The organism is Aminobacter niigataensis (genome assembly GCF_946995915.1).
Taxonomy (GTDB): Bacteria; Pseudomonadota; Alphaproteobacteria; order Rhizobiales; family Rhizobiaceae; genus Aminobacter; species Aminobacter niigataensis.
Genome location: NZ_OX341517.1, coordinates 3,641,027 through 3,665,978 on the forward strand (window position 1 = coordinate 3,641,027; position 24,952 = coordinate 3,665,978).

The 24,952-nt window shown below is 63.8% G+C and carries 25 protein-coding genes and 1 pseudogene; 17 read left to right on the top strand and 9 right to left on the bottom strand.

The genetic code is table 11. The annotated features are described in order from the left end of the window. The first annotated feature begins 98 nt into the window (after window positions 1-98). The 3 genes and pseudogenes from O1Y97_RS17815 to O1Y97_RS17825 form a co-directional block, all read left to right on the top strand. Entirely contained in the window at window positions 99-737 is a 639-nt protein-coding gene (locus O1Y97_RS17815; RefSeq protein WP_108609927.1) for a PAS domain-containing protein, read from the top strand. 117 nt (window positions 738-854) lie between these two features. Further along, a complete protein-coding gene (locus O1Y97_RS17820; RefSeq protein WP_108608350.1) occupies window positions 855-1,472 on the top strand; it encodes a PilZ domain-containing protein in 618 nt (205 codons plus the stop codon). 427 nt (window positions 1,473-1,899) lie between these two features. Next, window positions 1,900-2,499: pseudogene (locus O1Y97_RS17825) on the top strand (transglutaminase-like cysteine peptidase); the annotation flags it as partial. Window positions 2,500-2,608: 109 nt separating this feature from the next. On the opposite strand, the gene O1Y97_RS17830 reads toward O1Y97_RS17825, so the two are convergent. After that, entirely contained in the window at window positions 2,609-3,142 is a 534-nt protein-coding gene (locus tag O1Y97_RS17830; RefSeq protein WP_318761879.1) for a gamma carbonic anhydrase family protein, read from the bottom strand. A 203-nt stretch (window positions 3,143-3,345) separates the two neighbouring features. On the opposite strand from O1Y97_RS17830, the gene O1Y97_RS17835 reads away from it, so the two are divergent. Further along, window positions 3,346-4,071, top strand: a complete 726-nt coding sequence (locus tag O1Y97_RS17835; RefSeq protein WP_318761880.1) for a hypothetical protein — start codon at window positions 3,346-3,348, stop codon at window positions 4,069-4,071. A gap of 40 nt (window positions 4,072-4,111) precedes the next feature. Here O1Y97_RS17835 and O1Y97_RS17840 read toward each other — a convergent pair whose 3' ends face one another. Next, window positions 4,112-4,315: a DUF3126 family protein gene (locus O1Y97_RS17840; protein ID WP_055970710.1), complete on the bottom strand. Its 204-nt coding sequence runs from the start codon at window positions 4,313-4,315 to the stop codon at window positions 4,112-4,114. A gap of 128 nt (window positions 4,316-4,443) precedes the next feature. Continuing rightward, the gene (gene cysE / locus O1Y97_RS17845) at window positions 4,444-5,292 is read right to left on the bottom strand and encodes a serine O-acetyltransferase (RefSeq protein WP_108608354.1); all 849 of its coding nucleotides are present in this window, start codon (window positions 5,290-5,292) and stop codon (window positions 4,444-4,446) included. Between the two features lie 129 nt (window positions 5,293-5,421). Between cysE and O1Y97_RS17850 the strand changes: the two genes are divergently transcribed. Continuing rightward, entirely contained in the window at window positions 5,422-6,204 is a 783-nt protein-coding gene (locus O1Y97_RS17850) for an enoyl-CoA hydratase-related protein (protein ID WP_318761881.1), read from the top strand. Between the two features lie 4 nt (window positions 6,205-6,208). After that, on the top strand, window positions 6,209-6,799 hold the full coding sequence (locus tag O1Y97_RS17855) for an HD domain-containing protein (RefSeq protein WP_318761882.1): 591 nt from the start codon (window positions 6,209-6,211) through the stop codon (window positions 6,797-6,799). Between the two features lie 9 nt (window positions 6,800-6,808). Here O1Y97_RS17855 and O1Y97_RS17860 read toward each other — a convergent pair whose 3' ends face one another. The 3 genes from O1Y97_RS17860 to O1Y97_RS17870 are packed head-to-tail and all read right to left on the bottom strand — an operon-like array spanning window position 6,809 to window position 8,757. Further along, complete coding sequence (locus O1Y97_RS17860) at window positions 6,809-7,582, bottom strand: alpha/beta fold hydrolase (protein WP_404801194.1); 774 nt, start codon at window positions 7,580-7,582, stop codon at window positions 6,809-6,811. A gap of 35 nt (window positions 7,583-7,617) precedes the next feature. After that, a complete protein-coding gene (locus O1Y97_RS17865; RefSeq protein WP_318761883.1) occupies window positions 7,618-8,136 on the bottom strand; it encodes a DUF192 domain-containing protein in 519 nt (172 codons plus the stop codon). A gap of 24 nt (window positions 8,137-8,160) precedes the next feature. After that, window positions 8,161-8,757 (bottom strand): cold-shock protein, encoded by a 597-nt coding sequence (locus O1Y97_RS17870; RefSeq protein ID WP_108608359.1) that lies wholly within the window; start codon window positions 8,755-8,757, stop codon window positions 8,161-8,163. A 226-nt stretch (window positions 8,758-8,983) separates the two neighbouring features. On the opposite strand from O1Y97_RS17870, the gene gloA reads away from it, so the two are divergent. After that, entirely contained in the window at window positions 8,984-9,424 is a 441-nt protein-coding gene (gloA, locus tag O1Y97_RS17875; RefSeq protein ID WP_183261648.1) for a lactoylglutathione lyase, read from the top strand. A 4-nt stretch (window positions 9,425-9,428) separates the two neighbouring features. Here gloA and O1Y97_RS17880 read toward each other — a convergent pair whose 3' ends face one another. Beyond that, window positions 9,429-9,968: a DUF1697 domain-containing protein gene (locus O1Y97_RS17880; RefSeq protein ID WP_318761884.1), complete on the bottom strand. Its 540-nt coding sequence runs from the start codon at window positions 9,966-9,968 to the stop codon at window positions 9,429-9,431. Further along, entirely contained in the window at window positions 9,965-11,221 is a 1,257-nt protein-coding gene (gene ilvA / locus O1Y97_RS17885; RefSeq protein WP_318761885.1) for a threonine ammonia-lyase IlvA, read from the bottom strand. The genes O1Y97_RS17880 and ilvA overlap by 4 nt, the downstream gene beginning before the upstream one ends. A gap of 153 nt (window positions 11,222-11,374) precedes the next feature. Between ilvA and O1Y97_RS17890 the strand changes: the two genes are divergently transcribed. The 3 genes from O1Y97_RS17890 (at window position 11,375) to O1Y97_RS17900 (ending at window position 14,852) form a co-directional block, all read left to right on the top strand. After that, a complete protein-coding gene (locus O1Y97_RS17890) occupies window positions 11,375-12,832 on the top strand; it encodes a TrkH family potassium uptake protein (RefSeq protein WP_183261650.1) in 1,458 nt (485 codons plus the stop codon). A 201-nt stretch (window positions 12,833-13,033) separates the two neighbouring features. Continuing rightward, window positions 13,034-14,095 carry an alpha/beta hydrolase gene (locus tag O1Y97_RS17895; RefSeq protein WP_404801287.1) on the top strand — a complete coding sequence of 354 codons (1,062 nt, stop codon included), beginning with the start codon at window positions 13,034-13,036 and terminating at the stop codon, window positions 14,093-14,095. A gap of 220 nt (window positions 14,096-14,315) precedes the next feature. Continuing rightward, window positions 14,316-14,852: an imm11 family protein gene (locus tag O1Y97_RS17900; RefSeq protein ID WP_318761886.1), complete on the top strand. Its 537-nt coding sequence runs from the start codon at window positions 14,316-14,318 to the stop codon at window positions 14,850-14,852. A gap of 57 nt (window positions 14,853-14,909) precedes the next feature. On the opposite strand, the gene ade is transcribed toward O1Y97_RS17900, so the two are convergent. Then, on the bottom strand, window positions 14,910-16,721 hold the full coding sequence (gene ade / locus O1Y97_RS17905) for an adenine deaminase (RefSeq protein WP_318761887.1): 1,812 nt from the start codon (window positions 16,719-16,721) through the stop codon (window positions 14,910-14,912). Window positions 16,722-16,844: 123 nt separating this feature from the next. Here ade and O1Y97_RS17910 point away from each other — a divergent pair, with 123 nt between their 5' ends. The 7 genes from O1Y97_RS17910 to O1Y97_RS17940 all read left to right on the top strand — a co-directional run bounded on the left by O1Y97_RS17910 (window position 16,845) and on the right by O1Y97_RS17940 (window position 24,841). Then, window positions 16,845-18,689, top strand: a complete 1,845-nt coding sequence (locus O1Y97_RS17910; protein ID WP_318761888.1) for a sensor histidine kinase — start codon at window positions 16,845-16,847, stop codon at window positions 18,687-18,689. Continuing rightward, entirely contained in the window at window positions 18,686-20,047 is a 1,362-nt protein-coding gene (locus O1Y97_RS17915) for a sigma-54-dependent transcriptional regulator (RefSeq protein WP_318761889.1), read from the top strand. Before O1Y97_RS17910 ends, O1Y97_RS17915 begins: the two co-directional genes overlap by 4 nt. Window positions 20,048-20,262: 215 nt before the next feature. Beyond that, a complete protein-coding gene (locus O1Y97_RS17920; protein WP_108608369.1) occupies window positions 20,263-21,240 on the top strand; it encodes a tripartite tricarboxylate transporter substrate-binding protein in 978 nt (325 codons plus the stop codon). Window positions 21,241-21,425: 185 nt separating this feature from the next. Then, window positions 21,426-21,887: a tripartite tricarboxylate transporter TctB family protein gene (locus tag O1Y97_RS17925; protein ID WP_108608370.1), complete on the top strand. Its 462-nt coding sequence runs from the start codon at window positions 21,426-21,428 to the stop codon at window positions 21,885-21,887. 10 nt (window positions 21,888-21,897) lie between these two features. Beyond that, entirely contained in the window at window positions 21,898-23,406 is a 1,509-nt protein-coding gene (locus tag O1Y97_RS17930; protein WP_108608371.1) for a tripartite tricarboxylate transporter permease, read from the top strand. A 205-nt stretch (window positions 23,407-23,611) separates the two neighbouring features. Next, window positions 23,612-23,821: a hypothetical protein gene (locus O1Y97_RS17935; RefSeq protein WP_318761890.1), complete on the top strand. Its 210-nt coding sequence runs from the start codon at window positions 23,612-23,614 to the stop codon at window positions 23,819-23,821. A 297-nt stretch (window positions 23,822-24,118) separates the two neighbouring features. Beyond that, window positions 24,119-24,841: an outer membrane protein gene (locus tag O1Y97_RS17940; RefSeq protein WP_318761891.1), complete on the top strand. Its 723-nt coding sequence runs from the start codon at window positions 24,119-24,121 to the stop codon at window positions 24,839-24,841. The last annotated feature ends 111 nt before the right edge of the window (window positions 24,842-24,952 follow it).

Sequence of the window (24,952 nt, forward strand, 5' to 3'; positions counted from 1 at the left end):
GCACGCGTCCTGCTCCGCGCCTCATGTAGTCCTCAAGATTGAAGCGATTCTGTCCTCGGATGGCACATCAGGCACAGAAGCGCTCGGAGCGGAGCAATATGAAACAGAAAGGATCGCTGGCACTGTTCCAATACTGGAACCGCCTTCGCGACGGCAGACCCGCACCCAAACGCACGGAGGTCGAACCGGCCGACATCAAGGGCCTGCTTGCCGACACTTTCATCCTCGAACGCGACGCCCGCGGCGAAGCCGTCTTCCGCCTCGCCGGCACCCGGCTCTGCGCCACCTTCGGCCGCGAGCTCAAGGGCTTTTCCTTCCCCTCGCTGTGGCGCCAGAAGGACCAGCGGCTGATGGCCCGGCTCGCCTATGGCGTGTTCCAGCAAAAGTCGGTGGTCGTCATCACTTTCGAGGGCTTCACCTCCAGCCGGCGCGCCACGACCTTCGAGATGCTGCTCTTGCCGCTCGACGGCGGCATAGAGAACCCACGCAGCCTGGGCGTCCTGTCGAGCGTCGAGCGGCCGTTCTGGCTCGGTTCCGACCCGCTCACCGACGCCTCGATCGAAAGCGTGCGCGTCGTCGATCCCGACCTCGAGCCGATGTTCCTCAAGAACCGCCCGGCCGTCACCGTGCCGTCGCTCGCGCCGAGCGCCTCGGCGCTGGAGGGCGAGCCGAACCCGCTCGACGGCGCCCGGCGCATCCGCCATCTGTTCGTTCTCGAAGGCGGACGCGAGGAATAGCGCCCGCAACCTGACGCAAGGGTAGAAAACTACGCGTTTTGTTAACCTCTCCGGCGGTATTTTTCCGAGATAGCTCTCCGATGCTGTTCGATGGGAGCCTGCGGATATGAGGTTAGCATGAGGCCAGCGGCGATGGACTACGCGCCGTCACGGGCGGAGCGGCGGAATTTCCAGCGCGTCCGCGTGAAGATCTATGGCCGTTTCATGCTCGAGGATCGTACCGAGCATGCCGGCCAGGTGGTCGACATGTCGCCCGGCAACGTCGCCTTCCGCTCCGACCGTTCGGGCATGCCAGGCGAAAAGGTCATCGCCTATATCGATCACATCGGCCGCGTCGAAGGCGTCGTCACCCGCACCTTACCAGATGGCTTTGCCATGACGGTCATTGCCTCGGACCGCAAGAAGGACAAGCTGGCAGCCCAGCTCACCTGGCTCGCCAACAAGCATGAGCTCGACCTGCCCGAGGACCGCCGCCACGAACGCGTGGCGCCGCGCAACCCGGTCAGCGTGCTGCAGCTCATCGACGGCCGCCAATATCCCTGCCGCATCATCGACCTGTCGCTTTCAGGCGCGGCCATCGAGATCGAGGTCAAGCCGGCGATCGGCGTCCAAGTAACGCTGGGAACGATGCGTGGCCAGATCGTCCGCCATTTCGAGGACGGCGTCGCCATCGAATTCGCCGTCGTCCAGCGCCCTGAATCACTCGACACCGAGTTCAACCGGCCGCGCACCTGACGGCCGGCTGCTGCCTTTCTAGACAATAGGATTTTGCCTGACCTGGTCGGAGGTCAGGCTATTTACGTTCGGCCCTGACTAAAGCCGTACTGCACCCTCCGGCGCCGGCATGGCAGCTCGGTGAGCAAACACTTCCACAAAAGCCAAAACGAGCACATCCGCGCACCAGAACGCGGCTGCGCAACCCCGCCAGCCGCTGCTTCATCCTCGGGTCCCTCCAGCCCCCCCGAACGGCCAAACAATTGTGCGGCAAACCAACAGCCATGCTACATCGATAAAATTGTAATCAAATTTTCTGCAAATTTTATTATTATTCTCTTCTTTGTTTATAAGAGTTCTCTCCTGTTTTTACTCAACATCTACTTCGTTGCTTTGCGTGAAATAAATCCGACCCTGTCATTGTCCCCTCAAACGGGGAGACTAAAAAATGATCAAGCGTCGGGGATGGCTTCTGCTTCTGGCCGCGACACTTCAGGCCAGCGCCATCGGTAGCGCGCTTGCCGCACCGGTGGCCATGCAGACCAACGGCCGCACCACGCAGCCTGTCGGCCATTACGAGCTGTGCAAGCGTTCGCCCATCGAATGCAACGAAAAGACCGCCAGCAAGGCCCCCGTCGAGCTGACCCGAAGCCTGTGGAAAGAGATCGTCGCGATCAACGACGAGGTCAACACCGCGGTCGCGCCGCGCACCGACATGGAAATGTGGGGCCAGGAAGAGGTTTGGTCATACCCGACCACCGGCGCTGGCGACTGCGAAGACTATGTCCTGGAGAAGCGCCGCCGCCTGATGGCCTTGGGCGTGCCGGCCGGCAACCTGCTGGTCACCGTCGTGCGCCAGCCGAATGGCGAGGGCCACGCCGTGCTGACCGTGCGCACCAGCCTCGGCGAGTTCATCCTCGACAACCTCGACTCGCAGGTCATGGCCTGGAACGAGACGCCATACACCTATCTGAAGCGCCAGTCCGAGCGAAATTCGGGCGTCTGGATTGCCATTAACGATGGCCGCGCCGACGCCGTCGCGTCGGTTCGAGGCCGGGCTCAAGAAGATCGCGGACTGATACGAGGCTTGCGCCAGAAAAGGCGGAGCCGGCCCGGGGACTTGGGCCGGCTCCGCCTTTTCTGGCGCAAGCCTCGTATCAGTCCGCGATCTTCTTGAGCCCGGCCTCGAACCGACGCTGGTTGGCGACATAGTCGTCGGCCGACTTTCGCAGCCGCTGGGTTGCTGCATCGTCGAGCGTGCGGATCACCTTGGCGGGCGAGCCTACGATCAGCGAATTGTCCGGAAATTCCTTGCCCTCGGTGACCAGAGCGCCAGCACCCACAAGGCAGTTGCTGCCGATCTTCGCGCCATTGAGCACGATCGCGCCCATGCCGATCAAAGAATTGTCGCCGATGGTGCAGCCATGCAGGATGGCGCGGTGGCCGACGGTGCATCCCTCGCCGATGGCCAGCGGAAAGCCCGGATCGGTGTGCATCACCGTATGCTCCTGGACATTGGAGCGCGCGCCGATGGTTATCGTCTCGCGGTCGCCGCGAATGGCCGCGCCGAACCAGATGCCGACATCGCGCCCGATCCTGACATCGCCGACCACCGCAGCATCCGGCGCGATCCAATTGCTGGCGCGATCCTCGAACTGCGGCTCGATCCCGTCGAGTGCGTAAAGCGGCATCGTCACAATCCTCATTCGTTGGTGGCGCGCAAACTATTTAGGGAGCGGCTGCAAGGCAAGCGCGCGAAGCACGCTTAACGCGTCATTAACCATGCTCGCGCAATGTCGGATGGATATAGGCCCATGGATGGCAAGACTTGCGACCCGGTCGCGGCGACATCCAACCGGACAGATCCGGACGGCCGGCACCCTGGAGACGACGAATGAAACAAGAGGCAGCTGAAAGCTCCGGTTTCGAAATCGTCGATTCGGCGCTGATGATGAAGGTTTTCTGTGGTTTCGCCGTCCTGGCCGCGCTGTCGCTGGCGATCAGCTTCGGCGGCCGCTGGTTCGGCCACACCATCGCCATGGCCGGCTACACCGACGACACGACGACGCGCGAGGTCGTCATCGGCAACGACGTCGTCGCAGCACCCGCCAACACGATCCGCTTCGAAAAGGCCCGGCGCGACGGCGTTGCCGGCCGCCTCGACCTTTATCTGCGCTGGCCCGAACTGGACGGCTACAGCGAGGCCGCGCGCTTAGCCTTCAACAATCTCGACGGCAACAAGCGCATCATCTTCCTGAGCCTCGAGCCGCGCGTGATGACGCGCGACATGAGCGGTCGTCTCGCACCGATCTACAACGCACTCACCGTCAAGCCCGGCGTGCCCGGCCCCGAGGGCATGACGCTGTTCGGTTTCAGCGAAACTTCAGGTTATCTCAACGAGGTGCTGGCGGTGGCCGCGCGCAGCGGCGAACCGGCCTTCGTCGCCCGCTGCCTCAATGGCACCGAAGCCGACGAATCCCTGGCGCCCTGCGAGCGCGACGTCTTCGTCGGCAACGGCCTGAGCATGACCTACAGGTTTCCGCGGGAGCTTTTGGGAGACTGGCGTGCGCTGGATGCGGCGGTTGTCGCCAAGGCCAATGCCATGCTGCACGTCGAATGACGCCACGCGCGGAGCGCGCGGCGTCAGGCTTGATCAAAAATCAGGCCAGGTCGATGTCGAGGATCGCCATCGAGAAATTGTAATCGCCATCGTCTTCGTCCTTGAAGACGATGCCAAGGAACTCGTCACCGATATAGACTTCGGCCGAGTCGTCCTTGCGCGGACGCGCCTTGACCTGAAGCGTGGGGTTCTGGAACTGGCGCTTGAAATAGGCGTCGAGTTTTCGGATTTCTTCCGGCTTCAACTGGCTTCTCCGGCTTGTCGTTAAGAGACGCGCTTCTGACACGCAAAGCATGGCCCTGTAAAGGCAAGGCTTGGCTTAACCCCGCGCAAATCGCGCGCGGCGCCCGTCAAGGGCGCCGGCGTCCAGCCTCAGATGTCGAAGCTGACGACGTGATCCATGGTCTGCGACGGCAGGAGCTGGTCCATCTGGCTCGACGGACGGTCGCAGCCGGTTTCACCGACAACGCGCGCGGGCACGCCTGCCACCGTCTTGTTGTGCGGAACCGGCGACAGCACCACCGAGCCGGCCGCGATCTTCGAGCAATGGCCGACCTCGATATTGCCGAGGATCTTGGCCCCGGCGCCGATCAGCACGCCGTAGCGGATCTTGGGATGGCGGTCGCCGCCGGCCTTGCCGGTGCCGCCGAGCGTCACGCCATGCAGGATCGAGACGTCGTCCTCGATGACAGCGGTTTCGCCGACGACGAGGCCGGTGGCATGGTCGATGAAGATGCCCTTGCCCATGCGGGCGGCCGGATTGATGTCGGTCTGGAAGACCGAGGACGAGCGGCTCTGCAAATAGAGCGCAAAATCCTTGCGGCCACGGTTCCACAACCAGTGCGCCAAGCGATGCGTCTGGATGGCGTGGAAACCTTTGAAATAGAGCACCGGCATCAGGTAGCGGTCGCAGGCCGGGTCGCGGTCGTAATAGGCCTGGATGTCGGTGCGAACGGTGTCGCTCCAGTCAGGGCTGTCCTCAAGCATGGCATAGAATGTCTGGCGGATAAGGTCGGCGCCGAGATCCTGATGCGCCAGCCGCTCGGCTAAGCGATGGATCACCGCCTCCTCCAGCGTGTCCTGGTTGAGGATCGTGGCATACAGGAAAGCCGCCAGCAGCGGGTCGCCCGCGACAGCGTCAGCCGCCTCGTCGCGCACCGACTGCCAAATCGGATCGACCGGCTTCAGCGCGCCGTGGCGCGCTGCGGATATGGTGTTCATCGACGTCTCCGTTCACTGCCGGCTTGTGCAATGCCGCGTCGGACATATAAGCCACATGCTAGCACGATTGAACTCAATTTTCCTTAGTGCTCGTTCAGATGGATTTGGTTCACGGATATTCAAGGCGCCATGGAAACTGAACCCTTGCTGGTCACAACGAGCGATGGCGTGGCGACCGTCGTCATCAACCGCCCGGCGCGCAAGAACGCCGTCACCCAGGCGATGTGGGTCGATCTGGCCGCCCGCGTGAACGCGTTTTCGACTGCCGCCGACGTCCGGGTCATCATCCTGCGCAGCATGGGTGGCGATTTTTCCGCCGGCGCCGACATCGGCGAGTTCGACACGCTGCGCGGCGACGCCAAGAGCGCGCGCGCCTATGAGGCGACCAATTCTGCGGCCTTCGCCGCCCTGCGCAACTGCACCGTTCCGGTCATCGCGGCGATCCGCGGCATCTGCTTCGGCGGCGGGTTCGGCCTTGCCGCTGCCTGCGATCTGCGCATCGCCACGGCTGATGCACAGTTCGCCGTGCCTGCCGCGCGCCTCGGCCTCGCCTATCCGCAGGATGCCATGGGCGACATCGTCTGGGCCGCCGGGCCGCAGATGGCGCGCTATCTCACCTACACCGCCAGGCGCATCGATGCGCGGGCAGCGCTTTCGGCGGGCTTCCTGCTCGAAATCGTCGAAGCCGAGCGTTTCGACGCGCGCCTCGGCGAGATCGCGCGCACCATTGCCGAAAACGCGCCGCTTTCGGTCCGCGCCTCGAAGGCCGCCATCCGCGCGGCACTGAGCCACGATGCAGAGGAGGCCGCCCTTGCCCAGGCCGCTGGCGATGCCACCTTCCTGAGCGACGACTATGCCGAGGGCCGGGCCGCCTTCGCCGCGCGGCGCACACCGATGTTCAAGGGGCGCTGACGCCATGTCTTTCGTAGACGCCGCAACCAGGGCAGAGTTGACCGAGCTCTACCAGGCGACAGACCGCCATTATCACGGCATACGCCACATCGAGGCGCTGCTCGCCCTGCTTAAAGAGCATCGCACCGCGTTCGCCGACCCCGAGGCGGTCGAGGCCGCCATCTGGTTCCACGATGCGATCTACGACAGCCGCCGCAAGGACAACGAGGCGCTGAGCGCCGCCCTTGCCGCCGACAAGCTCAAAGGTCAGATCGACGCCCCTCGCCTCGCCCGCATCGTCGCAATGATCGAGGCAACGGCGACACATGAGGTGCCGGTCTTCGATGATGCGCCAGCAAGGAACGATGCCGCCCTGCTGCTGGACATGGATCTGTCGATCCTGGGCGCCCCGGATGAGGCATTCGACGCCTACGAGGCGGCCGTCAGGCGCGAATATGGCTGGGTCAGCGATGCCGACTGGCGCGTCGGACGCGCTGCCGTCCTGCGCAATTTCCTGGCGCGGCCACGCATCTTCCACACCGACACCTTCGGCGCGCTCTTCGAGGCGCAGGCGCGCGCGAACATGGAACGGTCGCTGGCTGCGTTGGCCGGCTAGGCTAGCCAGTCAGAGCGGGTTCTCTTCCAGGAACTCCAGCACGCGCTTCTTGAACGCCTTGTCGCCGACGGCGAGCATGTGGTCGCGGCCTTCGATGTCGAACGCGACCGCCTTGGGCATCAGCGCGGCCAGTTCCGCCGCCGAGCCGCCGATGTCGTCGGTGGTGCCCACCGCCACCAGCGTCGGCTGGGTGATGCGGGACATGTCGGCTTCCGTCAGCAGTTCGCGCGAGGTTGCAATGCAGGCGGCCAGCGCCCGTTTGTCGCTGCGCGTCTGGTCGGCGAAAGCACGGAACGACTTGCCACGCCGATGGGTGATCGTCTCCGGATCCTCGGCCAGCAGCGCCGAAGCGATCGGATCCCAGTCGCCGACACCGTCGACCATGCCGATGCCGAGCCCGCCGAACACCAGCGTCGCCACCCGCTCCGGCGCTTCGAGCGCCAGGAAGGCCGAAATGCGCGCGCCCATCGAATAGCCCATGACATGGGCGCGCTCGATGCCGAGATGGTCGAGCAGCGCCAGCGCGTCGCCTGCCATCTTGCTCGGCGTGTAGTCGGCCTCGTCATAGCTCTTCGACGAGCCGCCATGGCCGCGATTGTCGAAGGCGATGGCGCGGTAACCGGCCTCGGTCAGCGTCTTGAACCAACCCGGGGACACCCAGTTGACGAAGTGGCTTGACGCAAAGCCATGAATCATCAGCACCGGGTCGCCGCGACCACTCGCCGGCGGCAGGTCGAGAAACGCCAGGTCGAAGCCTTCGTGGGAAAAATGATCGATTGCCATCGTCGCTCCGAATGGTCTTTGGCCGAGGTCTCGCCTCAGCCGGGATTGCCGGCCGCGGCGGTGATCGCCCGATGCTTCAGCATGACGCCGTCGGCAATGCCGGTCTTCGCCGCCGTGCCGGCGTTGAGTTCGAGCACGAAGCGAGCCGGTTCGTCAGGCGCGATGACGGCTTCCGAAAACGGTGTGCCCTGCTGGATGTCGAGCACCTTGCCGTCCGGGCCGACGAAGACGAGGTCGAGCGGCAGCGGCGTGTTCTTCATCCAGAAGCCGACCGGCTGCGTCTGCTCGAAGACGAACAGCATGCCCTGGTCGTCGGCAAGGTCCTTGCGGTGCATCAGCCCCATGGCGCGTTCGCCCGGCTCATCGGCAACCTCGATGCGGAAGGAAACCTCGCCCTTGGCAGTGACTGCGACCAGCGGTTCGGGATCGGCCGGAAGGGCCATCGCCTGCTGGGCATGAACTGGCGAGGCGGAGGAGAGCGAAACGGCAAACACGGCTGCCGCAAGCCATGCGGCGCCGGTCGTGCCAGCCAATAGCGATTTAAGTCTGGTCATAAATTCCCCTGCGGCGGTCTCAGCTTAGTGCGAGACCGGCAAGGTTCCTAGATCGGGGTGAATTTCGGCAGCCATAAGGCCTTTGTCGCCCTTGCCGAAACGGACCAGCACAACCTGCCCCGGACGAAGCTCGGTAACGCCAAAGCGGCGCAGCGTCTCCATGTGGACGAAGATGTCCTCGGTGCCTTCGCCGCGCGTCAGGAAACCAAAGCCCTTGGTGCGGTTGAACCACTTGACCAGCGCCCGCTCCAGCCCGCTTTCGGCAGTCACGGCGACATGGGTGCGCTGCTCCTGCATCTCGGCAGGGTGCACGGCGGTCGAGTTGTCGATGGACAGCACGCGGAAGGCCTGCAGGCCGCGATCGCCCTGCTTGACCAGGCAGACCACGCGGGCGCCTTCGAGGGCGGTCTGGAAACCGTCGCGGCGCAAGCAGGTGACATGCAGGAGCACGTCGGTGGCACCACCGCCGTCGGGAAGAATGAAACCGTAGCCCTTGGCCACGTCGAACCATTTTATGGCGCCGGAAAGCTCGACGAGACCCGCGCTGTCAGCGATGTCATCATGTTCGAAAGCTTCGCGGCCTACGCCGCTCTGCACCAAGAGAGAGGCCTTTTCCCCCATCAGAACGCCCCCTTTCCTTGCAAACGCCACTACTGATTCTTGACATAAGATTAACACTTCCACTTTGGACTTACGCAAGGGCCGTTCTGCCCTTTTTCGACTTGCCCACCAGATAGACACAAGCTTCGCGCCAGTTCCGCAGAAAAGTCACAGCTACGGTTGCCGAGGGCGCGGCACGCGCCCTATGTATCGGCCCGACATCCGCTGAACTTTCTGAGGAACCGAGATGCGCTATCTGCACACCATGGTCCGCGTCAAAGACATCGACGCATCGCTGGACTTCTATTGCAACAAGTTCGGCATGAAGGAGATCCGGCGTTCGACAAACGAGAAGGGCCGCTTTACGCTGATCTTCCTCGCCGCCGCCGAAGACGAAGGCGCCGGCGCCTCCCGGCAGGCGCCGCTTTTGGAGCTCACCTACAACTGGGACCCGGAAGACTATCAGGGCGGCCGCAACTTCGGCCACCTCGCCTACGAGGTCGACGACGTCTACGCCACCTGCCAGGACCTGATGAACAAGGGCGTCACCATCAATCGCCCGCCGCGCGACGGCAACATGGCTTTCATCAAGTCGCCAGACGGCATCTCGATCGAGCTGCTGCAGAAGGGTGAGCGGAAGGCGCCGGCAGAGCCCTGGCTGTCGATGCCGAACACCGGCACCTGGTAGAGTTTCAGGCGCCGCGCGCCATCTCACGCAATGTCAGCACGGTGCGCCAGTTGCGCGCCGTGCACGGCACCTTGAGAACCCGCGGCAGCACTTCTGCAAACTTCGACTTTCCGAGACCGTCGGGCGCGTGCAAGTAAACCACGTCGTCCTTGACCACGAAGCGCTCCGGCCCGGTGCAGCGTTCGGTCAGCGGCGCAATTTCCTCAGGCAGCGGCGCGCGCTCCAGCACGTAGGCGTGCAGCTTGGTGTGGTCTTCCGCAACTTCAGGATATGGGTTTCCCGCCACCAGCCTTTCATACCAGGCTGCGTCACGCACCATGATGCGCGAGTGAAAACCCCAGCGTCCTTCAAAAGCCTTTTCCAGCCGCTCGGTCAGTCCGGCCGCGTCGCCGTCGCCGGTCCTGAAGACGACATTGCCGCTCTGGATGTAGGTAGCAACGCCGGTGAAACCGAGCTCCTCGAAGAACGCCCTCAGTTCAGCCATCCTGACGATGCGATTGCCACCGACATTGATGCCGGAGAACAGCGCAACGAACATGCTCATATGATGAAGCCGCCGAGCGTCTCGTTGTCGGTGATGTCCTGGTACTGCACGCCCTCGACGTCGAAGCGCGCGCGAAGCAGGTCGAAATTGCGCCGGTCCTTGGTCTCGATGCCGATCAGCACCGAGCCGAAATTGCGCGCCGACTTCTTGAGATACTCGAAGCGGGTGATGTCGTCCTCGGGACCCATGATCTCGAGAAAGTCGCGCAGGGCGCCGGGGCGCTGGGGGAAGCGGATGATGAAGTATTTCTTCAGCCCCTCGAAGCGCAAAGCGCGCTCCTTGACGTCGGGCAGGCGCTCGAAGTCGAAATTGCCGCCCGACACCACCGCCACCACGGTCTTGCCCTTCAGTTCCTTCTTCGAGAAATCCTTGAGCACATCGATCGCCAGGGCACCCGCCGGCTCCAGAACCACGCCCTCGACATTCAGCATCTCGATCATCGTGGCGCAGAGCCTGTTCTCCGGCACCAGCTTGACCGCATCGGCCGGAAACTCCTTGAGCAGGCGCAGCGGCTCGCGGCCGATCTCGGCTACGGCTGCGCCATCGACAAAATTGTCGACCTTGGCGAGCTTCACGCGCTTGCCGGTGGCCAAGCTGTCGCGCAGGCTCGGTGCTCCGGCCGGTTCGCAGAAGACGAAGCGTGGCGTCCTGCCCGTCTCGGCGAAATAGCGCGTCACGCCGGCCGACAAGCCACCGCCGCCGACCGGCAGCAGCACGATGTCGGGCAGCTTGCCGCCCGGCATCTGGGCGGCAATCTCGAGTGCCACAGTCGCCTGCCCCTCGATGATGTCCCTGTGGTCGAAGGGCGGCACCATGTGGCCGCCCGAGCCCTCGGCAAATTCGATCGCGGCGCGATAACACTCGTCGAAGAAGTCGCCGACCAGCCTGATTTCGACGAATTCGCCGCCGAACAGCTTGGTCTTGTCGATCTTTTGCTGCGGCGTCGTGACTGGCATGAAGACCACGCCCTTCTTGCCGAAATGCCGGCAGACGAAGGCAAAACCCTGGGCGTGATTGCCAGCCGAGGCGCAGACGAACAGCTCGGCCTGGTTGCCGGCGGCAAGCGCCTTGCGGAAGAAGTTGAACGCGCCGCGTATCTTGTAGGACCGAACCGGCGTCAGGTCTTCGCGCTTGAGCAGCACGCGCGCGCCAGTCTTGCGCGAGAGATAGTCGTTCTCCTGCAGCGGTGTTTCTGGGAAGAGCTGCCTCACCCCCTCCGCCGCCAGCGAAACCCTTTCGGCAAAACTGGTCATGGCAACGGCACTCCTGAAATCGACCGGGCAAATGCTGTGGCCCGCGCCCCCGCGCTATTGCATATTCGGCGCGGCGAAGCCACTGTCCGGCTTCTGCCGTCAGTTCCAAACCGGCTCATTGGCTCGCCGCGATACATTTGGGGATACGTCTCGGTGAACAGAATTGCCGTCCGCGCCGCGATCCACATCGCGGCGGTCTTTGCCATCTACTTATCCGTCGCAATGCTGATCCCGGCGGCCGTCGACCTCTATTACGACAATGATGACTGGCGGTCCTTTGCCTTCACCGCCATGTTCATGGGCGGCCTGGCGCTGGCGGTCGCGCTCGCCACCCAGGGGCGCACCCCACCCGCCAATACCCGTTTCGGCTTCCTTCTGGTCAATTTCCTCTGGATCACGCTGGCGATCGCCGGGGCGGTGCCGTTCATGACCTCGTCGCTGGATCTCAGCGTCACCGATGCGTTCTTCGAGTCGGTCTCGGGGGTCACCACCACCGGCTCAACCGTCATCAACGGCTTGGACAGCGCCCCGCCCGGCATCCTGATCTGGCGCTCGCTGCTGAGCTTCATGGGCGGCCTCGGCGTCATCGCGCTCGGCCTGTTTTTGCTGCCGTTCCTCAACATCGGCGGCGTGTCCTACTTCAAGATCGAATCCTCCGACATCGAAGACCGGCCGTTCGAACGCTTCCAGACCTTCACCGTCAGCCTGATCGGCATCTACACGGTGCTGGTGGTGGCCTGCACGATCTCATACGTGGCTGCCGGCATGGACGGCTTCCATGCCATCAACCATGCCATGTCGACGGTGGCGACGGGTGGCTTCTCCACCCACGACACCTCTTTCCTTCGCTACGCCGACAACCCCGCGATCCTGTGGACCGGCATCGTCTTCATGTTCATCGGCGGCCTGCCGTTCTCGATCATGATCCTGTTTGCGGTGCGCGGCCGGCTCGACGCGCTGCGCGATCCGCAGATCCGGGTCTATGCCGGCTACTGCGTCGTCTTCGCGGTTGCGGTCGCGATCTACCTGCGCGTCAGCATGGGCATGCCGTTCTTCACCGCACTGACCCATTCGACATTCAACCTGATGTCGATCATCACCACCGCCGGTTTTGCCAGCGACGACTACAGCCTGTGGGGGCCGTTCGCCATCGGCTGCATCTTCGTCGCAACCTTCCTCGGCGGCTGCTCCGGCTCGACCACCGGCGGCATCAAGGCCTACCGTTTCCTGATCCTGTTCGAACTGCTGTCGAACGGCTTGCGCCGCCTGATCTATCCCAACACAGTCACGCCGGTGCGTTATGGCGACCGCACCGTCGCCCCCGAGATGCAGAGCGCGGTGGTACTGTTCATCGCCTCTTTCATGGTGCTCTGGGCCATCACCATCGTGCTGCTCAGCGCCACCGGACTCGACTTCATCACGGCGGTCACCGGTTCGCTGACCTCGCTGACCAATGTCGGCCCCGGCCTCGGCCCGGTCATCGGCCCGATGGGCAACTTCTCCTCGCTGCCGGACGCAGCCAAGTGGATCTGCTCGGCGGCGATGCTGCTCGGGCGTCTCGAAATCCTCGCCGTTCTGGTCATTTTCACGCCGACATTCTGGGGTCGCTAGTTCGCTAGCTCAGCCGCCGAAGTACTTGTTTCCGCCACAATTTCGGCAATCGGGCAACAGTCGGCGAGCGACTTCCCCCCGGCTGGTCCTTTTCGGCTGGACCCGACTTACTTCCGCCACTATCAGACGGTCCCGAGGAAGGTGCGCTGCACGCCTTGCCCGTCAGAGAGATCATCAAAAGTGTCACCGTCGAAGTACTGCATAGCCCTTGCCGCCCTCCTTTTGTCCGGCTGCATCAACCAGCCCTCGGGCGAGCTTTTGACGGGCGCTGTCGTCAACGTCCCGGTTTCGGAGATCGCCGGCAACCATGCGATTTTCGTGGCGTCCACCCGCGAGCACGCCGCCGATGACAAGCAGGTCTTCGATCGCGGCCGCTCGGCGACGCTGAATTTCGCGCGGGTCAACGTTACCGTGCCGAAGATCCACCAGACCGGCCAGATCGAGCGCCGCAAGAGCGGCAAGGAAGCCGACCCAACCAAATTCTTCACCGCCACCGACGCAGTCGGCTACGAGACACAGCCGGAATTCTCCAAGGCTCTGACCGCCGACATCGCCGCGCGCGGCGGCCGCGCCATGCTGTTCGTGCATGGCTACAACACCTCGTTCGACGCCGGCGTCTACCGCGCCACGCAGATTGCGCATGATAGCGGCTACACCGGCACGCCGGTGCTGTTCTCCTGGGCTTCTGGCGGCAACACGACCGACTATGTCTACGACAAGGAGAGCGCGGCTGCGGCCCGCGACCAGCTCGAAGTGACGCTGCGCATGCTTGCCCAGTCGGGTGCCCGCCGCATCGACATCGTGGCGCATTCGATGGGCACCTGGGTGACCATGGAAGCCTTGCGCCAGTTGGCGTTGACCGGGGATCGCGACCTCGGCGGCAAGCTCGGCGACGTGGTGCTGGCCTCGCCCGACATCGACGTCGACGTGTTCAAGTCCCAGATGCGCCGCTACGGCAAGCCGACCAAGCCGTTCTTCCTGATGACGTCGGGCGACGACCGCGCACTCAAGCTTTCGGGCCTGCTCGCCGGCTCCAAGCCGCGCCTCGGCGACTACAAAAATGCCGGCGACCTTGCCGAGTACGGCGTGATCGTCGTCGACCTGTCCGACGCCAAGGGCGGCGATTCCTTCAACCACACCAAGTTCGCCGACAATCCGCAGATGGTGAAGCTGCTTGGCCAGCGCCTGCGCGCCGACGACGGCTTTGCCAGCGACCGCGAGGTCACCGACCGCATCAACATGCTCAGCGGCGGGCTGCAGTAGACCGACGGGTACACGAACAAAAAGGGGGCGCTTCTGGCGCCCCTTTTTTCATTTCGCAGTCCAACACTAACCCAGACTGTAGTCGTTTAGCTTGTTGAAAAGACTTCCTGAAGCATCCTGCCCGTCTACAGTCGTGGAGCACTGAGATTCAGGGGTATCCTGGTCTATTTTCTCAGTCACAAGAGCGAAGCGATTTACGGCTATATCGCTCGCGCCCTGGATGGAGACGTCGACAAGATCCAGCCAGTTTGATCTCACGCGGGATGTCGGCGCTCGAATTCGGCCCAACTATGTGTATTGTGGCCGACCGATCGAGGCGACACACCTCCCCACCAAAATCGAACTCTCAGGGCCGAAGCGGCAGATTCCGGATCTCTACGACGCCTACGCTTTGTTTATCAGCGCGAAGGTCAAGGACGTCATCGAAAGCTTCGAACCTGATGTCCATCAGTTCTTTCCGACCGAGTTTGTATGGGAGGATGGTAGCCATGCCGCCGACCGGTTCTGGTTCGTTCCCTGCAATCGCCTGGACACCGTCGATCGCGCCAGGACGACATTCGAATTTCGCAATCTCTGGTTCCTGGACGGCAGCAAGAAGGAACTGGTCTTCAACCGGTCGCAGATCGGCAGCCACCACGTCTGGATCGACAAGTTCATCGTGATGCCGACGCCGGCAATCAGCGAGGCATTGAAAGCGGCCCTGGATGCGGCCGGCATCACCGGCGCGCATTATCAGCATTTTCCAGAGACGGACTGACTCAAAGGCGAGCCAGGGCCTGGCTTCAGGCCCCTTGCTCTTCACCTTTTGGCCCGGTCAGAGAAACAGATCGACCTTCTCGAAGGTCGTGACATCGACCAGCCCGACGTCGGAAATCCTGAGTTCCGGGATGACCACCAATGCCAGCAGCGAATGCTGCATGTAGGCGTTGTTGAGGCTGCAGCCCATGTCGCGCATCGCCTGGACCAGCTTGTCGGCCTTGGCCGCGACGATCTCGGCGCGCTCATCCGACATCAGGCCGGCGATCGGCATCTCGACCAGCGCAAGTTCCTTGCCTTCGGAGAACAGCACCACGCCGCCGCCGACCTGGCCGAGCCGGTTGGCGGCCAGCGCCATGTCGGTCTTGTTGGTGCCAACGACGATCATGTGGTGGCTGTCATGCGCGACTGTCGAGGCAAGCGCGCAGTCCTTCATGTAGCCGAAGCCGGAAACGAAGGCATTGGTCACCTGCCCCGTGGCGCGATGACGCTCGACAAGCGCGATCTGGCAGACGTCGTTGCGCCGGTCCATGGCAACCAGCCCGTCCTCGACGGCAAGATCGGCCTCCAGCGCGCGCGTCGGCGCCTGGTTCTCGATCACACCGATCACCCGCACCCGGACCTCGTTGGCGCCTTCCGGTGCCTTGATGTCGAAATCGACGGCCTTCAGCTTCTTGCCAAGCTTCACCGTATGCTTGGCGTCGGCCGGGTAAGCATAGGCCGGAATGTCGATGTCGAGCTTGCCGGCCTTGGCCACCCGCACGCCGCGGGCATAGACCTCGTCGATCTTGAGTTCGGCCAGGTCGGAGACGATCAGCAGGTCGGCGAGCCTGCCCGGCGTGATCGAGCCGAGTTCGCGCTCGAGGCGGAAATGCTGGGCGGTGTTGATCGTCGCCATCTGTATCGCTGTCACCGGCTTCAGTCCTTGCTGGATGGCATGGCGGACGACGCGGTCCATATGCCCCTCATGAACCAGCGTGCCGGAATGGCTGTCGTCGGTGCACAAGATGAAGCTGCGCGGGTCGATGCCCTGCTCCGTCACCGCCTTGATCTGGCTTGCGACATCGTACCAGGCCGAGCCGAGTCGCAGCATGGCCTTCATGCCTTGGCGGACGCGCGCAATCGCGTCCTCGGCGCGCGTGCCTTCATGGTCGTCCTCCGGTCCGCCGGCGACATAGCCGTGGAACGGCAGGCCGAGGTCGCGCGAGGCATAATGCCCGCCCACCGTCTTGCCGGCCTTCACCGTTTCGGCGATCTCGCCCGACATGACCGGGTTGTTGGCGGCGACGCCGGGGAAATTCATCACCTCGCCGAGCCCGATGATGTTCTCCCAGGTCATCGCCTCGGCGACGTCCTCGACCGTCAGCACCGCGCCGGCATTTTCCAGTCCGGGCGCCGAAGGCACGCACGAAGGCATCTGCACATGCACGTTGATGGGCATGGCGAGCGCCTCGTCGTGCATCAGCCTTACGCCCTCGAGGCCCAGCACGTTGGCGATCTCGTGCGGGTCGATGAACATCGAGGTCGTGCCATGCGGGATGACCGCGCGGCAGAACTCGGTCACCGTCACCATGCCGCTCTCGACATGCATGTGCGCGTCACAAAGTCCCGGCACGAGATAGCGCCCACCGGCGTCGACCACCTTTGTGCCCTGGCCGATGGCGTGGCTGGCGTTAGGTCCGCAATAGGCGAAGCGCCCTGCAACGATGGCGACATCGGTGCCGGCGATGATCTCGCCCGAATGCACATTCACCCAGCGGCCGTTGCGGATGACAAGATCGGCCGGCCGGCGGCCCATGGCGACATCGACCAGCACCGGTGCGGTCTCGATCCAGGGGCGAGGCTTGGCGAAGGTGGTCTTGTTGGGCATTGCTGGGATTCCTGACTGCTTTGCCGCGACTGTAGCGAAAGCGGCGGAGGAAAACAGGGCCTTGGTTGTTTGGCCGCGCCCGCCCGCTATACTCGTCATGCCAAACAGGTCCGGTCCGCTTCTATGCCGCCATTTCTCAAAACACGCCGCTGGTTGTGGCCGGGGCTCGCTGCGGCGGCGCTGGCGGCGGCAATCGTGTTTTTCGGCGGTGCCTTCGCCAACCGGATCTATCTCGACGAGGCGGCGTCGCGTGGCCAGACCACACTACGGCTGGCGGTTGCGGCCCTCTCCGGCCAGATGAACCGCTTCGAGCCATTGCCTGAACTGATCGCCGACAACGACGACATCAAGGAACTGGTCAGCGACCCGGACAACCCGGTCCTGCGCACGCGTGCCAATGAATACCTGAAAGAAATCAACGGACTGCTGAAATCCTCTGACATCTATGTACTGATCCCCGGTGGCGACACGATCGCGGCCTCCAACCACGACCTGCCGCTCAGCTTCGTCGGCGAGAATTTTTCCTACCGGCCCTACTACCAGGATGCCATTCGCGGCAATCTCGGCCGCTTCTTCGCGCTCGGCACCACCTCGCTCAAGCGCGGCTACTATTTTTCCTCGCCTGTCCGCATCGGCATGGAGATCCGCGGCGTTGTCGTCTTCAAGGTCGACATCGACGCCATCGAAGCGTCGTGGAAGGGCGGCGACCACGAAATCATCGTCACCGACCCCGAAGGTATCATCTTCATGAGCGGGCGGCCCGACTGGCTCTATGCCAGCCTCAACCCGCTGACCGCCGAACGGCTCGCCCGCACCGAAGCGTCGCGCCGCTATGCTGATGCCATGCTGCGCGAACTGCCGGTGACGAGAAGTGCCGCGGATGACGGCCAGCCATTGCTGCGCATCACGGAGGGCGGCAAGTCGCGCGAGTTCCTCGAACTGGCCGAGGAGATGCCCGAGGCACGCTGGACGGTGCGTGTGCTGGCGGACACCGCCTCCGCCCATGCGCAAGCGCTGACGGCCGTGGTCTCGGCGCTGCTCGCGCTCAGCCTTGCCGGCCTCGGTGGCGCCGTCATCCTGCAGCGCCGCGCCCGTCTCGCCGAGCGCATGCAGTTGCAGCAGAGTGCGCAGGTCGAACTGGAACGACGGGTAGAGGAGCGCACCGCCGACCTCGCCCAGGTCAACAGCCGGCTGGAGACCGAAGTCGCGGAGCGCCGCACCGCCGAACAGCAGCTCAGGCAGACGCAAGCCGACCTGATCCAGGCCGGCAAGCTCGCTGCCCTTGGCCAGATGTCGGCAGCGCTGTCGCACGAGTTCAACCAGCCGCTGGCAGCGGTAAAGACCTATGCCGACAACGCCGCCACGCTGATCGATCGCGCTCGCATCGACGAGGCGCGCGACAACGTCTCGCGCATTTCGAGCCTCGCCGACCGGATGGCCTCGATCAGCCGTCATCTCAGGAATTTCGCCCGCAAGCCCAACCAGAAGCTTGGGGCGGTCTCGCTCGACGAGGTGGTCCGCGACACCGGGGAGATCGTGGCATGGCGCCTCAAGGCCGCCGATGCGGCTTTGTCGGTCGACCTCGGGCCGGCGCCACTCACCGTCAAGGCAGGCTCGGTTCGGCTGCAGCAGGTGCTGGTCAACATCATCACCAATGCCGCCGACGCCGTCGAAGGCCTTGCCGACCGGCGCATCGAGCTTGCCGCGCAGCGCAAGGGCTCCAGGGTCACCATCACCATCCGCGACCACGGTCCGGGCGTGCCGGCGGCGATTGCCGAGCGCATCTTCGACCCGTTCTTCTCGACCAAAGGCGTGGGCAAGGGTCTCGGCCTGGGGCTTTCCATTTCCTACAACATAGTCAAAGACTTCGGCGGAACCCTTGCGGTTTTGAATCATCCTGAAGGGGGCGCCTTGTTCACCATCGAACTCGACGCGGCGCGCGCAGCGGTGCGCGAGGCGGCCGAATGAAACCGCCCATCGTGCTCCTTGTCGACGACGAAGACGAGTTGCGGCGCTCCACAGCCCAGTCGCTCGACCTTGCCGGCTTCACTGTCCAGGACGTCTCGTCGGCCGAACGTGCGCTCGACTTCATCACGCAAGGGTTCAACGGCGTCGTCATCACCGACGTGCGCATGCCCGCCATGGACGGCATGACGCTGATGGGCCGCATCCGCGAGATCGACGCCGACATCCCGGTGATCCTGGTCACCGGCCACGGCGACGTGCAGCTCGCTGTCCGCGCCATGCGCGAAGGCGCCTATGATTTTGTCGAAAAGCCCTTTGTCACCCAGCATCTCACCGAGATGGCGGCGCGTGCTATCGACCGGCGCAGCCTGGTGCTGGAAAACCGCGAACTGCGCGCCGTCGCCGGCAAGCGCGACGACATCGAAGCGCGCCTGCCGGGACGCAGCCAGGCGATGGTCGACCTGCGCTACAGGCTTCGCGCCATTGCCGCGACCGACGCCGACGTCCTGCTCATCGGCGACACCGGCACCGGCAAGGAGGTGACGGCGCGCGCCCTGCACGACATCAGCGGCCGCGCGACAAAACCCTTCGTCGCCATCAATTGCGCCGCCCTGCCTGAAACGCTGATCGAGAGCGAATTGTTCGGCCACGAGGCCGGCGCCTTTCCCGGCGCCCTGCGCCCGCGCTTCGGCAAGTTCGAGCACGCCCGCGGCGGCACGGTGCTGCTCGACGAGATCGGCTCGATGCCGGCCGACCTCCAGGTCAAGCTGCTGCGCGTCATCCAGGAACGCGTCATCACTCGCCTCGGCTCCAACGAGCCGATCGCGCTCGATGTCCGCTTTATCGCCACCAGCAAGGTCGACCTCGACGCCGAGGTCGCCGCCGGCCGTTTCCGCGCCGATCTGCTCTACCGGCTCAATGTCGTGACGCTGCGAATGCCGGCCTTGTCGTCGCGGCGCGAGGACGTGCCACTGCTGTTCCTGCAATTGGCCCGCGAGGCGGCGGCGCGCTACCGCCGCGACGACGTCGACGTGCCGCCCCGGGCCATCGCCGAAGTTGCCCGCCGCGACTGGCCGGGCAACGTGCGCGAGTTACGCAACGCCGCCGACCGCTTCGTGCTGGGGCTCGGGCTGCAGCTGCCCGACGCCGCGACCGAGGCCAACGGCAGCGGCGACCGCCTTGCCGACCGTGTCGCCGACTTCGAGAAGAACGCGATTTCAGCCGCCCTAACCGCCCATGGCGGCAGCCTCAAGCCCGTCTACGAGCAGCTCGGAATCTCGCGCAAGACGCTCTACGAGAAGATGCAGCGCTACGGGCTCGACAAGAATCGCCTGGGTGCGGTGGACGGTGCAGATGACTGACCGCCACGCCAATGTGTGGAAACGCACACACGCCAGCAAGGCGATGTTACCTTTTCCACCCATTCGCCCCGTGTTCGATGATTTTTACCGGCCTGAGGCCACGGCAAGCATTGCAGTGCGCCCGCGCCAACGGTCCTAATCGCCCATCCACCGCCGGCGCAGGGAGGCACCAGGCGCGGGTGGAACCACAGACCAGAATATCCCGGGAGGATTTCATGAAGAGACTGCTCGCCTCGCTCACGGCCGCCGCAACGCTTGCCGTGTTCCCGCTCGCCGCCAATGCGCAGACTTATCCCGAGCGCACCATCACCGTCGTTGTGCCGTTCTCGGCCGGCGGCCCGACCGACACGGTCACGCGCCTCGTCGCCGAATCGATGTCCAAGGATCTCGGCCAGCAGGTCATCGTCGAAAACGTCGGCGGTGCCGGCGGCACGCTCGGTGCCGGCCGCGTCGCTTCCGCCGATCCGGACGGCTACACGCTGCTGCTCCACCACATCGGCATGGCCACCAGCGCCACGCTCTACCGCAAGCTCGCCTACGACACGCTCAACGCCTTCGAATATGTCGGCCTGGTCACCGAAGTGCCGATGACCATCGTTGCCAAGAAGGATCTTGCGCCGACCGACCTCAAAGGCCTGGTCGAATACGCCAAGGCCAACAAGGACACGGTGACCGTCGCCAATGCCGGCATCGGTGCCGCCTCGCATCTGTGCGGCATGCTGTTCATGAGCGCCATCGGCACGCCGCTGGTCACCGTTCCCTACAAGGGCACCGGCCCTGCCATGACCGACCTGCTCGGCGGCCAGGTCGACATCATGTGCGACCAGACCACCAACACCACCAAGCAGATCCAGGGCGGCACCATCAAGGCCTACGCCGTGACCTCGCCAGCGCGCCTCGACGTCCTGAAGGACGTTCCGACCACCAAGGAAGGCGGCCTCGACGGCATGGAAGTCGGCATCTGGCACGGCCTCTACGCCCCCAAGGGCACCCCGGCTGAGGTGACCGAGCGCCTGTCCAAGTCGCTGCAGGCGGCACTCAAGGACCCCAACGTCGTTGCCCGCTTCGCCGAACTCGGCACAGTGCCGTCGCCGGAAGCCGACGCCACGCCGGCAGCGCTGAAGGCCAAGCTCGAAGGCGAGATCGCGCGCTGGAAGCCGATCATCGAGGCTGCCGGCCAGTTCGCCGACTAAGCCTGAGCAACTCGGCCTAGGGGTTGGCCTAGCCAGCCCCCTCACCGGCCTCCGCTCGGCCACCCTCTCCCCGACGGGGAGAGGAGATCGGCAACGCCTCAGCCTTCCTCTTCTCCCCAGCGGGGAGAAGGTGGCCCGCAGGGCCGGATGAGGGGCGGCGCCAGGTGAACCCCAAGAGGGAATCCATGAACAAGCTTTCCATCGATCCCACCAACGGCGCCTGCGGAGCGATCTTCGTCGCCACCGGCGCCTTCTTCGCCATCCAGTCGCTGGGTCTCGACCTCGGCACCACCTTCCGCATGGGACCGGGCTATTTCCCCCTCGTCCTGGCCAGCGTGCTGATCGTGCTCGGCCTAGTCGTCATCGTCCAGGCGACCCGCGTCGCAGGCGAGCCGATCGGCCCGATCGCCTGGCGCGGCATGGCCTTCATCCTGCCGGCGCCGATCTTCTTCGGCCTCACCGTGCGCGGACTCGGCTTCGTGCCGTCGATCTTCGTGACCTGCCTGATCGCCGCCTTCGCCTCGACGCGCATGAAACCGCTCGCCGCCGTCGTCCTCGCCGCCGGGGTCACCCTGTTCTCGGTCGTCGTGTTCAGCTACGCGCTCGGCCTGCCGTTCCAGCGCTTCGGCCCCTGGCTGCCGTTCTGAGGGGGAAAAGATGGAACTCTTCGACAATCTCGCGCTCGGTTTTTCGACCGCCTCGACGCTCGCCAATCTCGGCTTTTGCCTGATCGGCGTTCTGCTCGGCACGCTCATCGGTGTGCTCCCCGGCATCGGCGCTACCGCCACCATCGCCATGCTGTTGCCGATCACCTTCCAGATCGGCGATCCTGTCTCGTCGCTGATCATGCTCGCCGGAATCTATTACGGCGCGCAATATGGCGGCTCGACCACCGCCATCCTGATCAACATGCCGGGCGAATCCTCGTCCGCCGTCACCGCCATCGACGGCTACCAGATGGCGCGCAAGGGCCGCGCCGGAGCGGCACTCGCCATCGCCGCCATCGGCTCGTTCTTCGCCGGCACGGTCTCGACCTTCCTGGTCGCGATCTTCGCCCCGCCGCTGACGGCTATCGCCTTGCAGTTCGGCGCGGCCGAATATTTCTCGCTGATGGTCGTCGGCCTGGTCTCGTCGATCGCACTCGCCCATGGCTCGGTCATCAAGGCGCTGGCCATGGTGGTACTGGGCCTGCTGCTCGGCCTCGTCGGCACCGACATCTACACCGGCACGCCACGCTTCACCCTGGGAATCCGCGAATATGCCGACGGGCTCAACTTCGTCGCAGTCGCGGTCGGCGTATTCGGCGTCGCCGAAATCCTGCGCAACCTCGAAAGCGAAAAGACCCGCGAAGTGCTGATGGCCAAGGTTTCGGGCCTGATGCCGACGCGCCAGGATTTCCGCGAGATGGCAGCCCCCATTCTGCGCGGCACGGCCATCGGCTCGGCGCTCGGCATCCTGCCGGGCGGCGGCGCCATCCTCGCGGCCTTCGCCTCCTACACGGTGGAAAAGCGCGTTTCCAAGCACCCCGAAGAGTTCGGCAAGGGTGCCGTCGCCGGCGTCGCCGGTCCGGAATCGGCCAACAATGCCGGCGCGCAGACCTCGTTCATCCCGATGCTGACCCTCGGCATTCCGGCAAACCCTGTCATGGCGCTGATGATCGGCGCAATGATCATCCAGGGCATCGTGCCCGGCCCCAATGTCGCGACCGAACAGCCGGCCTTGTTCTGGGGCATCATAGCCTCGATGTGGATCGGCAATTTGATGCTGATCGTGCTCAACCTGCCGCTGATCGGGCTGTGGGTGAAGCTCTTGACCGTGCCCTACTACGTGCTGTTCCCGATCATCATGGCGTTCTGCGCCATCGGCGTCTACAGCGTCAACTCCAACGTCTTCGACCTCTATGCCGTCGCCTTCTTCGGCCTGATCGGCTACGCGCTGGTCAAGCTGCGCTGCGAACCGGCGCCGCTGCTGCTCGGCTTCGTGCTCGGGCCGCTGCTGGAGGAAAACCTGCGCCGCGCCATGATCCTGTCGCGCGGTGACCCGACCACCTTCGTCACCCGCCCGATCAGCGCGCTGCTGCTTGGATTGGCTGCCTGCGTGCTGATCGTCGTGCTGTTGCCGGCGGTGCGCAAGAAGCGCGACGAGGTTTTTGTCGAAGAGGAATAGACAGGCCAGAACTTCTACGAACACGGCAACGGGCGGAATTTCCGCCCGTTGGCATTTTCGGCGGGGCCGATCGAAATTCCGCCTTCGTGGCTCAAACGGTTGTTCACGCAATTAGCCGCGCCTCCCCGCCCCTCAGCCGTCAAATCATGTATGGAGAACAAAGCCGCCGACTCGCGCGCGGCCGTGAAAATGGCGGATCCTCATCATGGCAATCAAATTCACCGAAAAGGCGACCAGCGCCGCGGCAAAGCCTGTGGCTGCCAAGGCAGTGTCACCAGCGCCCGCTGTTACGCAGGAAGCGGCGAAAGCCGCGACTGAAGCTACCAAAAAACCCACCAGGAAAACGGCCCGTAAGGCGCCGAAACCAGATGCGGCGACGCAATCCCCATTGCTTGATTTCAGCGAGACGAAGTAGCGGCAGGCAGTTGCAGGGGCTTGCAATATCGCCCGGCTGCCTTGCCGGCTGCGCGCAATTGGACAACTCGGGTGGACAGTTGAACTGACGCCAATGCAGTGGCTATCTGGCTGATGTGGCCTTTGAGCCGCAAGCTGCAGAAAATTCGACCTTACAGATGTTTTGGTATTTCTAACCCGAACGGGTGATGTTGCTGCTTGGCTACACCAACATCGACTTAAATTGCCTGCATGTGCACGGACTATTATTGCCACCTCTAATCTGCGTATTACCTCGGACTGATTTGGGGACAGGGTATTGAAACAGATTCTGCTTGTATCGGCTGTTTATTTCGCGTTCGCCGGCGCCGCGCTTGCCGCTGACGCGGTTGTGACAGAGCCAACGTCTGATCTCGCTCCGGCCGGGTTTGTCTGGGCCGGCGGATATGTTGGCCTTCATGTTGGCTACGGTCGCGGCAACGGCAATGCGGTTGATCTCGACGACAGCTTCTTTGATGAGAGCATTGGCCAGACCCATGACGTCGACACCGAGGGTTTTGTCGGCGGCGTTCAGGCTGGCCACAATTGGCAAACCGGCTCGTTCGTCTATGGCCTGGAGGCGGATATCGGCTATTTGGGTTTGGATGGTGTCAACGAAATTCTCGACGAACCCGACAATTACGGTTCCGCGAAACTGGGCCTTTACGGTGATTTGACCGCCCGGCTGGGCTTTGCAGCTGATCGACTGCTGATTTATGTCAAGGGTGGTGTCGCGGCCACACGTTACGACGTTACTTTCGGCGACCTCCACAACATCAACGGCACTCTGGACGGAAACAGTAGTGAATCTCGAAGCGGCGGTCGCGTCGGCTACACGATCGGTGGTGGAGTCGAATTGGCCCTGTCCGAAAAATGGACCACTAAGCTTGAGTACCAGTATTTCGACTTTGGCACGGTTGGCTTGACCGACATTCAGGGTGACAAGGCCGAAGTCGACATCGACGCCCACACGATAAAGGTCGGGCTGAATTACCGATTCTGATCGCCCTCAAGCCCCGGCCTCGTGTCGGGACTTTTTGTTTCCGGCTAGGCATCCAGCGCCAATCTCCGGCGAACGGCTCGGCGAAGGAAAACCGAACACGATTTGCACAAT